The following is a 10519-nucleotide window of genomic DNA, read 5'->3' on the forward strand; positions in this document are numbered from 1 at the left end:
GGCGGGTGCTAGGCCTGCGCGGCACCTGCCGCCGGCGCGAAGACGTTGCCACCCCACTCTGGAGAATTCCGTGCTTCCCGTCCACCCGAAAGCCCTTCTCGCGCTCGCCGACGGCACGGTCTTTACAGGCGTTTCCATTGGCGCCACCGGTCAGACCACGGGCGAGGTAGTGTTCAACACCTCGCTTACCGGTTACCAGGAAATCCTCACCGATCCGAGCTACTGCCAGCAGATCGTCACGCTGACGTATCCGCACATTGGCAATACCGGCGTCAATGCCGAAGACGTGGAAGCCAGCCGCGTCCACGCCGCTGGCCTGATCATCAAAGACCTGCCCCTGCTGGCCTCCAACTTCCGCAGCAGCGAAACGCTCTCGCAGTACCTTCAGCGCGAAGGGACCGTCGCCATCGCTGACCTCGACACCCGAGCGCTCACGCGCCGGTTGCGCACGCATGGTGCGCAGAACGGCTGCATCCTGGCTTTGCCGGCAGGGGAGGCCATCACCGAGGCGCACCGCGCCCAGGCACTGGCCGCCGCCAAGGCTGCGCCGAACATGGCCGGCACCGATCTGGCCAAGGTGGTGTCGGCTGCGGCACCTTACGCCTGGTCGCAGACCGAGTGGCAACTCGGTTTCGGTTATGGCGAGCAGATCGCGCCGCGCTTTCACGTGGTGGCCTACGACTTCGGTGTGAAGTACAACATCCTGCGCATGCTCAGCGAGCGGGGCTGCAAGATCACGGTGGTGCCCGCGCAGACACCGGCCTCCGACGTGTTCAAGCTCAAGCCCAATGGCGTGTTCCTGTCCAACGGCCCGGGTGACCCGGAGCCCTGCGACTACGCCATTGCCGCCGCGCGAGAGATCATCGAAGCGGGCGTACCCACCTTCGGCATCTGCCTGGGCCACCAGATCCTCGCCCTGGCCAGTGGTGCCAAGACCTTCAAGATGAAGTTCGGCCACCACGGTGCCAACCACCCGGTGAAGGACCTCGACAACGGCCGCGTGAGCATCACCAGTCAGAACCACGGTTTTGCGGTCGATGAAAAGACCCTGCCCGCCACGCTGCGGGCCACGCACGTGAGCCTGTTTGACGGTACCTTGCAAGGCTTGGCACGGACGGACCAGCCGGCCTTCTGCTTCCAGGGCCACCCCGAGGCATCGCCCGGCCCGCACGACATTGGCTACCTGTTCGACCGTTTCATCGACCTGATGCAGGCCCGCGTGCCCGCCACCGCCTGAGCCGGCGCACACCTTACAGCGAACCATGCCCAAAAGAACCGACATTCAAACCGTCCTCATCATCGGCGCCGGTCCGATCATCATCGGCCAGGCCTGTGAGTTCGATTACTCTGGCGTGCAGGCTTGCAAGGCCCTGCGCGAAGAGGGCTACCGGGTGGTGCTGATCAACAGCAACCCCGCGACCATCATGACGGACCCGGCCACGGCCGACGTCACCTATATCGAGCCCATCACCTGGCAGACGGTCGAGAAGATCATCGCCAAGGAGCGGCCGCTGGCCCAGGGGGGCTTCGCCATCTTGCCGACCATGGGCGGCCAGACCGCGCTGAACTGCGCGCTCGACCTCTGGCGCAACGGCGTGCTTGCCAAGTACGACGTGGAGCTGATTGGTGCCACGCCCGAGGCCATCGACAAGGCCGAAGACCGGCTCAAGTTCAAGGACGCCATGACCAAGATCGGTCTGGGTTCGGCGCGCTCGGGGATTGCGCACAGCATGGAAGAGGCGTGGGCCGTGCAGAAAACGGTTGGCTTCCCAGTGGTGATCCGCCCCAGCTTCACACTGGGCGGCACGGGCGGCGGCATTGCCTACAACCCGGAGGAGTTTGAAACCATCTGCAAGCGCGGCCTGGAAGCCTCGCCCACCAACGAGCTGCTGATCGAAGAGTCGCTGCTGGGTTGGAAAGAATACGAAATGGAGGTGGTGCGCGACAAGGCGGACAACTGCATCATCGTTTGCTCGATCGAGAACCTGGACCCGATGGGCGTGCACACCGGGGACTCCATCACCGTGGCGCCGGCCCAGACGCTGACCGACAAGGAGTACCAGATCCTGCGCAATGCCTCGCTGGCCGTGCTGCGCGAGATCGGCGTGGATACCGGCGGCTCCAACGTGCAGTTCTCCATCAATCCCAAAGACGGCCGCATGGTCGTCATCGAGATGAATCCGCGCGTCTCTCGGTCCTCGGCGCTCGCGTCGAAGGCCACCGGTTTCCCGATCGCCAAGGTGGCCGCCAAGCTGGCCATCGGCTACACGCTGGACGAGCTGCGCAACGAGATCACGGGCGGTGCCACACCCGCGAGCTTTGAACCCAGCATCGACTACGTGGTGACCAAGATCCCGCGTTTCGCGTTCGAGAAATTCCCCACCGCCGACAGCCGCCTGACCACGCAGATGAAGAGCGTGGGTGAGGTCATGGCGATGGGTCGCACCTTCCAGGAGTCGTTCCAGAAAGCCCTGCGAGGCCTTGAAGTGGGCGTGGATGGGATGAACGAGAAGACGCAGGACCGCGAGACCCTGGAGCGCGAACTTGGCGAGCCTGGGCCGGACCGCATCTGGTACGTGGGTGACGCGTTCGCCGCGGGCTGGACGCTGGAGGAAGTGCACCAGTTCACGAAGATCGACCCCTGGTTCTTGGTGCAGATCGAGGAGATCGTGAAGATCGAGCTCGCGTTGGAAAAGACCAGCCTGGGTGCGATCGACGCCGACACGCTGCGCGGCCTGAAGAAGAAGGGCTTTTCCGATCGCCGCCTGGCCAAGTTGCTCAAGACCAACGACCAGGCCGTGCGCGAGCGCCGCATCGCCGACAACATCCGCCCGGTCTACAAGCGCGTGGACACCTGCGCAGCCGAGTTCGCCACCGACACCGCCTACCTGTACTCCACCTACGAAGGCCACGGCGACGGAGAGTGCGAGGCCGAGCCGACCGACAAGAAGAAGATCATGGTGCTTGGAGGAGGCCCCAACCGCATCGGCCAGGGCATCGAGTTCGACTACTGCTGTGTGCACGCCGCGCTTGCCATGCGCGAGGACGGCTATGAAACCATCATGGTCAACTGCAATCCCGAGACCGTGTCGACCGACTACGACACCAGTGATCGCCTGTATTTCGAGCCGCTCACGCTCGAAGATGTGCTGGAAATCGTGGACAAGGAAAAGCCGGTCGGCGTGATCGTGCAATACGGCGGCCAGACGCCGCTCAAGCTCGCGCTGGGCCTGGAGGCCGCGGGCGTGCCCATCATCGGTACCAGCCCCGACATGATTGACGCGGCCGAAGACCGCGAACGTTTCCAGCAACTGCTGCACACCCTGGGGCTCCGCCAGCCGCCCAATGCCACCGCCCGCGCCGAGCCAGAGGCGCTGGAGAAGGCTGCCGCGCTGGGCTATCCGCTGGTGGTGCGCCCGAGTTATGTGCTCGGCGGCCGTGCCATGGAAATCGTGCACGAGCAGCGCGACCTCGAGCGCTACATGCGCGAGGCCGTCAAAGTCAGCAACGACTCGCCCGTGCTGCTCGACCGCTTCCTGAACGATGCCATCGAGTGCGACGTGGACGCGGTGCGCGATGCCACCGGCCGCGTCTTCATCGGCGGTGTCATGGAGCACATCGAACAGGCCGGCGTGCACAGCGGCGACTCCGCCTGCTCGCTGCCGCCGTACTACCTGAGCAAGGCGACGGTGGACGAACTCAAGCGACAGACCGCGGCCATGGCCGAAGGCCTGAACGTGGTCGGCCTGATGAACGTTCAGTTCGCCATCCAGGAAGTGGAAGAGAACGGCGTGAAGAAGGATGTGATCTTCGTGCTCGAGGTGAATCCTCGCGCCTCGCGCACCGTGCCCTTCGTGTCCAAGGCCACTGGCATCCAGCTGGCCAAAGTGGCGGCGCGCTGCATGGCCGGCCAGTCGCTCGATCAGCAGGGCATCGGTGCCGAAGTGACGCCGCCGTACTTCAGCGTCAAGGAAGCGGTGTTCCCGTTCGTGAAATTCCCCGGTGTGGACACCATCCTCGGCCCCGAGATGAAATCCACTGGCGAAGTGATGGGCGTGGGCAAGACCTTCGGTGAGGCCTTCGTGAAGAGCCAACTCGGCGCGGGCACCAAGCTTCCGACCTCGGGCAAGGTGTTCCTGACCGTGAAGAACAGCGACAAGCCGCGCGCGGTGGAGATCGCACGCCAGCTCGTCGAGATGGGCTTCTCGCTGGTGGCCACGCGTGGCACGGCGGCGGCCATCGCCGCTGCAGGCGTGGCCGTGCAGACGGTCAACAAGGTTACCGAGGGCCGCCCGCACATCGTGGACGCGATCAAGAACGGCGATATCGTGTTGGTCATCAACACCGTGGAAGAGCGCCGCAACGCCATTGCCGATTCGCGGGCCATCCGCACCTCGGCGCTGTTGGCGCGGGTGACCACGTTCACCACCATCGCTGGCGCAGAAGCCGCCGTCGAAGGCATGCAGTACCTGGACAAGCTGAGCGTGATCTCGGTGCAGGAGATGCACGCGCAGTTGTAAGGCGTGGCCCACGCACCGGCTCGACCGGTGCGTGTGGACACCGCTTTCTTTCGCGGCATAATGCCCTTTCATGAACACCGCCGAGCGGCAACGCCCGGCGGTTTGCTTTTGTGCCGGCGCAGAGCCGGAAGCAGTAGGAGAACATCAACGTGGCCACCATCCCGATCACCAAACGCGGCGCCGAGAAGCTCAAGGAAGAGTTGCAGCGCCTGAAAACCGTGGACCGCCCCTGGGTGATCAATGCGATCGCCGAGGCTCGTGCGCAAGGCGACTTGAGCGAAAACGCCGAGTACGACGCCGCCAAGGACCGCCAGGGCTTCATCGAAGGCCGCATTGCCGAGATCGAGGGCAAGCTCTCGGCCGCTCAGATCATCGACCCGGCCGAACTCGATGCGGGTGGCCGCGTGGTGTTCGGTGCCACGGTGGAACTGGAAGACGAAGACAGCGGCGCGGCGGTGACCTACCAGATCGTGGGCGAGGACGAGGCGGATCTCAAGCTGGGGCTGGTGAACATCAGCAGCCCGATTGCGCGCGCGCTGATCGGCAAGGAAGAGGGCGATGTGGCCGAAGTGCAGGCGCCCGGTGGCACCAAGCGATTCGAGATCGTGGCTGTGCGCTACGCCTGACGGCCGTGCCCATGCACCGTGTTGCCATCTTCGTCGCCGCGCTGTGGTGGGGTGGCATCACGGCGCTGAGTTTCCTCGCGGTGCCGACGCTGTTCGCCCAGATGGGCAGCCCCGCCATGGCGGGGCCGGTTGCCGCCAAGCTGTTCTCCCTGCAGTGCTACGCCGGCCTGTTGCTGGGCCTGGCGTTGCTGGTGATGTTGCGGCGCGGCAATGAGCAGGGTGGTCCACCGGACGGCGCCAGCATGACCACGCTGGGCATCGTGGTGTTGGGCATGTTGCTGGCGTTGCTCCAGGAGTTTGGTGTGGCGCAGAACATCGTCACCGCACGTGCCAGCGGCGGCAATCTGCGCCTGTGGCACGGCGTGGGAACGGCCATGGTGCTTGGCCAGTGGCTGTGCGCCGGGGCTGTGCTCTGGCGCTTGAGCCGGGCGTTGCCGGCTCGCTGACGCCTCAGGCCACCAGCCGCTCGGCCGATTCGAGCGTATTGACCATCAGCATGGTGATGGTCATCGGACCTACGCCGCCGGGCACGGGTGTGATCCAGCTGGCCACGTCCTTCACACCGTCGAAATCCACGTCACCGCATAGCTTGCCTTCGTCGTTGCGGTTCATGCCCACGTCCAGCACCACCGCACCCGGTTTGACCATGTCGGCTGTGAGCACGTTGCGCTTGCCGACGGCCGCGACGATCACGTCGGCCTGCAAGGTCAAGGCCTTGAGATCCTGGGTGCTGCTGTGGCAGATGGTCACGGTGGCGTTCTGCTGCAGCAGCATCAGGGCCATCGGCTTGCCCACGATGTTGCTGCGCCCGATCACGACCGCGTGCTTGCCCTTGAGCTCGTAGCCGATGCTCTCCAGCATCTTCATGCAGCCATAGGGCGTGCATGGCCAGAAGCCGGGCATGCCGGTCATGAGCGCTCCTGCGCTGGCGATGTGAAAGCCGTCGACGTCTTTGGCCGGCGAGATCGCCTCGATCACCTTCTGAGCGTCGATATGGGCCGGCAACGGAAGCTGGACCAAGATGCCGTGGATGGTTGTGTCCTGGTTGAGGGCATCCACACGCGCCAGCAATTCAGCTTCGCTGAGGGTGGCGGGCCATCGCTCCAGCACCGAGTGCATGCCAGTGTCCTCGCAGGCCTTGACCTTGTTGCGCACGTAGACCTGCGAGGCCGGGTTGTCGCCCACCAGGATCACAGCCAGACCCGGCGTGATGCCTTTGGCCTTGAGGGCGGTGACGCGCGCGCTGACGTTGGCTCGCAGTTGGCGGGATAGGGCATTGCCGTCGATGAGTTGGGCGGTCATGGCTGGAACGTGTCTGCGGTTGAAATGCAAACGCCCGCCGGGAAAGCGGCGGGCGTCGGAGAAATGCTGGAGTCGGCGTCTGGGATCAGGCCTTGGCCGGGGTTTGCCCGAGGGCGATCTTGAGCAGATCGGCCACGGTGTTGGCGCCGAGCTTTTCCATGATGTTGGCGCGGTGCGCCTCCACGGTCTTGATGCTGATGCCCAGGTCGTCGGCGATCTGCTTGTTCAGGCGGCCGGCGACGATGCGTTCAAGCACCTGGGCCTCGCGGCTGGTGAGCTTGGAAAGGAGGGCGTCACGGCTGACGGCCTGCTGATGGGTGGCGAACGCCTCGCGTGCGTGTTCGAGCATGCGTTCGACCAGGGCCACAAGCTGGTCTTCCTTAAAAGGCTTCTGGATGAAGTCGAGCGCACCGCGCTTCATCGATTCCACCGCCATGGGCACATCGCCATGGCCCGTGATGAAGACGATGGGCAGGGGGGATTGGCGTTCGATGAGCCGTTCCTGCAGTTCCATGCCCGTCATGCCGCCCATTCGGATGTCGGCGATCAGGCAGGCCACTTCACGCGCGTCGTAACGGCTGAGAAAGGCTTCGGCCGATTCGAAACATCGAACCCGGAAGTCCTTGCCTTCGAGGAGCCATTGCAGAGAGTCGCGCACCGCCTCGTCGTCATCGACCACGTAGACGCTGCCTTTTTTGGGGATCAAACTCATCTCGCTCTTTCAGTGTCCGTCAGCGGCTCTGTGGCGGGCCCGGCCGCGGCGCTGAGGTTCTGCAGCCGAGAGATCACGGGGATCCAGAAGCTGAAGCAGCAGCCCACCACCTCTTCACCATTGTAGATGTTCTGAACCTGCATCCTCCCGTGGTGCGACTCGACGATGCTGCGGCACAGTTTGAGACCGATCCCCATGCCTTCGCTCTTGGTGCTGTAGAAGGCTTCGTAGATGCGTTCGATCATTTCATCGGGCACGCCATTGCCGGAATCGCGCACCGAGAATTCGACCACGTCCACGTCGTCCAGTCGGCGCGGGCCGACGCGCAGTTCCACGTAGCGCTCGCCGGGCGCCCGCCCGGCCTGCGCGATGGCCTCGCCCGCGTTCTTGAGCAGGTTGATCAGCACTTGCTCGATCAGGATGGGGTCGACCATCAGTTGCGGCAGGCGCGCCGCCACATAGGGCGAGAGGCGCACCTGATGCCGGCGCAACTCGATCTCGGCGAGTTCGATGGCGTTGCTCACCATCTGCGCGACGTCGGACAGGGTCGGGTTGGGTTCGCTGCGCTTCACAAAGGCGCGGATGCGCTGGATGATTTGGCCCGCGCGCTGGGCCTGGCGCGACGTCTTTTCCAGGGCGCCCAGCAGCTCGTCGGTGGTGATGCGCTGCTCGTTCACTCGCGAGATCATGCCGTTGCAATAGTTGGTGATCGCGGTCAGCGGCTGGTTGAGCTCGTGCGCCACGCTGGACGCCATCTCGCCCATGGTGATCAGGCGGCTTGCGGTCTGCGCACGCTCGGCTTGTCGGGAGGCTTGTTCTTCCGCGTAGCGGCGCGGCGTGATGTCGCTGGCGATCACCATCTGCGCCAGGCGGCCATCGACCCAGGTGAGGTAGCGCGTGCGCACCTCCAGCCAGCGGTCCAGTTCCTCGACGAAGACCTCCGCGTTTTCCGCTCCTGCATCGGTCAGCGTCTCGGTGGGCATCCCCGCGAAAGCATCCACCGCATCGCCATCGTCAGGGCTCGGCGAGGGCTGGTTGCCCGCCAGATCGACCAGGTGGCGGTGCCCTTGTCCCCGCGTGCCAAACCAAAGGCGGTACATCTTGTTGGCAAACAGCATCTCGTCGCTGCCCAGCGGCGCCACCGAGACGGCGGAGTCCAGCGATTCCAGCACGGTGGTGAAGCGTTCGTACGATGCCGAAAGCTCCTCCCGGATGCGCTTGGGCTCGGTGATGTCGGTCATCGAGGTCATCCAGCCCGTCTGGTGGCCTTTGGGATCGATCAGGGGTGAGACGTACATGCGCGCATCGAAGATGCTGCCGTCGCGCCGCTTCACGTGCACTTCAAAGCCGCCAGGCGTGGAGCGGCCGCGCAGCTCGTCTTCCAGGCGTGCGGCCAGCTGGTCGTGCTCTTCCTCGGGCCAGTACGGGAAGGGGGCGGTGCGCCCAACCAGTTCCCCCTCGGTCCAGCCCGTCATGGAGCAGAAGGCCGGGTTGACGTAGGTGATGCGTCCTTGCATGTCGAGTGCCCGCATGCCGGTGAGCATGGAGTTCTCCATCGCTCGGCGGAAGTTGGTCTCGGCCACCAGGGCCTGCTGCGCCTGCACGCGGCGACGGGTGTGCCGCCAGGTGCCCAGCAGCATCCACACCGTGAGCGCGGAGAGCGCGCCGATGACCCAGAAGAAGCCGCTGCCCACGATGTCCTGCGAGGTGCGGTAGCCCTGGGCCTTGAGGATCAGGCCGTTGCCCACCGGCGAGACGGGGACCTCGTGCTCCAGCGGAGGGTTGGACCAGGGCAGCAGGCGCAGCACGCTCGTGGGTGTCTGCAGGCTGCCCGCCAGTACGCGGCCTCGGTCATCCACGAGGGCCACCGCGTAGCGGGCCATGATTTCCGGCGGAATCCCAAAACGCATCAGCCCGTCTACCGAGTACTCGCCCATGATGGTGCCGGAGAAGCGGCCCTGCTCGCTCAGCGGCACGTGCAGCATGAGTGTGGCATTGCGCGCGTCCTCGCCAAGCGGCCGAGAGTAAATCGGTTGGCGCAGGTCGCGGGCGAGGTCGAAGGACCCGTCGGTTTCACCTGCCGAGAGCACGGTGCCGGCGGGCCTCACCAGCGTTGCGGGAGCGCTGGGCGAGGCATAGCTGGCGAGCACGTTGCGCCGGCCATCGATCCAGCTGATGGCCAGCATCTCGGGGAACTGGCTCACCAGGGATTCGACCTGGAACTCGAATTCCTCGTTCTCGATCTCCTTGTTGCCCACCTCGCGTGCCAGGCGCATGAGCTGCTCTTGTCTTTCGAGCAGGCGCAGTCGCAGGCGTTGCTGGGCGTATTCCACGTCGCGCGTAACGGCCTCCTGTTCGCGTTCGAGTTCCTCGTAGCGAAGGTAGGTGATGGCCACCACGATGGCCGAAAGGAACAGGAGAACGGCCAGCAAGGGGCCAAGGGTGGCGAATCGATCCTGCCGCGACGGCGGCAGGCGGCGCCACCAGCGCTTCCACCAGACGGCCTGGACAGGCGGGCTGTTGGGTGGCGTGGTTTGGGGCAAGGGAATCATGAACCCGAGAGTCTACGTGAGCAGGTGCTCCGCGCCCCTGGACGAGGGGGGCGGAAACGCGGGTTTTGTCGCGCCCTTGCTTGGCCTGTCAATCGACCGTTATTTCATAATACAAAAACATAGCGCATATGTTGAAAATGCAAAGCTTTTGTGGAAAAATCAGTGACAGTGCGGATGGACCTCCGTAAGCTCAATTCAAACCAACAGGAGACAACAATGTCAGCGAATGACGCTCTCAATGCCCGCGGTGCCGCCGATGCGGATTCCCAGGAGACCCGTGAGTGGATGGAGGCGTTGGCCGCCGTCATCGAGCGCGAGGGCCCTGAGCGCGCGCACTTCCTGCTCGAACAGCTGCTCGAAGAAGCCCGCCAGCACAGCATTGACCTCCCGTTTTCCGCCACCACCGGTTACGTCAATACCATTGAGGCGGACCAGGAAGAGCGCTGCCCAGGCAACATCGAGATCGAAGAACGCCTTCGTGCCTACATGCGCTGGAACGCCATGGCCATGGTGGTCAAGGCCAACCGCCACAACCCCGAGGATGGGGGTGACCTGGGCGGCCACATCGGTTCTTTCGCTTCGCTGGCCCACATGTTCGGTGCCGGCTTCAACCACTTCTGGCACGCCGAGAGCGAAAACCACGGCGGTGACTGCCTGTACATCCAGGGCCACGTGTCCCCGGGTGTCTACGCTCGCGCCTACCTGGAAGGTCGCCTGACCGAAGAGCAGCTGCTCAACTTCCGCCAGGAAGTCAACGGCAAAGGCCTCTCCAGCTACCCGCATCCCAAGCTCATGCCCGAGTTCTGG

7 protein-coding genes and 1 pseudogene are annotated in these 10519 nt (G+C 64.5%); 5 read left to right on the forward strand and 3 right to left on the reverse strand.

Annotated features, from left to right (window positions below; genetic code table 11):
• Nucleotides 1-70: 70 nt before the first annotated feature.
• From carA to KIT86_RS17080, 4 genes are all read left to right on the forward strand, one after another.
• Nucleotides 71-1237, forward strand: a complete 1167-nt coding sequence (gene carA / locus KIT86_RS17065) for a glutamine-hydrolyzing carbamoyl-phosphate synthase small subunit (RefSeq protein WP_297400515.1) — start codon at nt 71-73, stop codon at nt 1235-1237.
• A 25-nt stretch (nt 1238-1262) separates the two neighbouring features.
• A complete protein-coding gene (gene carB, locus KIT86_RS17070; protein WP_297400517.1) occupies nt 1263-4520 on the forward strand; it encodes a carbamoyl-phosphate synthase large subunit in 3258 nt (1085 codons plus the stop codon).
• 149 nt (nt 4521-4669) lie between these two features.
• Nucleotides 4670-5146 carry a transcription elongation factor GreA gene (gene greA, locus KIT86_RS17075; protein ID WP_297400519.1) on the forward strand — a complete coding sequence of 159 codons (477 nt, stop codon included), beginning with the start codon at nt 4670-4672 and terminating at the stop codon, nt 5144-5146.
• A gap of 11 nt (nt 5147-5157) precedes the next feature.
• Entirely contained in the window at nt 5158-5592 is a 435-nt protein-coding gene (locus tag KIT86_RS17080; RefSeq protein WP_297400521.1) for a DUF4149 domain-containing protein, read from the forward strand.
• 4 nt (nt 5593-5596) lie between these two features.
• Here KIT86_RS17080 and folD read toward each other — a convergent pair whose 3' ends face one another.
• From folD to KIT86_RS17095, 3 genes are all read right to left on the reverse strand, one after another.
• Nucleotides 5597-6448 (reverse strand): bifunctional methylenetetrahydrofolate dehydrogenase/methenyltetrahydrofolate cyclohydrolase FolD, encoded by an 852-nt coding sequence (gene folD, locus KIT86_RS17085; RefSeq protein ID WP_297400523.1) that lies wholly within the window; start codon nt 6446-6448, stop codon nt 5597-5599.
• 85 nt (nt 6449-6533) lie between these two features.
• Complete coding sequence (locus KIT86_RS17090; RefSeq protein WP_291119523.1) at nt 6534-7160, reverse strand: response regulator transcription factor; 627 nt, start codon at nt 7158-7160, stop codon at nt 6534-6536.
• Complete coding sequence (locus KIT86_RS17095; RefSeq protein ID WP_297400526.1) at nt 7157-9712, reverse strand: PAS domain-containing sensor histidine kinase; 2556 nt, start codon at nt 9710-9712, stop codon at nt 7157-7159. Before KIT86_RS17095 ends, KIT86_RS17090 begins: the two co-directional genes overlap by 4 nt.
• Before the next feature lie 216 nt (nt 9713-9928).
• Between KIT86_RS17095 and aceE the strand changes: the two are divergent.
• Nucleotides 9929-10519, forward strand: a pseudogene (gene aceE / locus KIT86_RS17100) (pyruvate dehydrogenase (acetyl-transferring), homodimeric type); the annotation flags it as partial.

Origin of the sequence: Hydrogenophaga sp., from assembly GCF_026125825.1 — a bacterium.
GTDB lineage: Bacteria > Pseudomonadota > Gammaproteobacteria > Burkholderiales > Burkholderiaceae_C > Hydrogenophaga.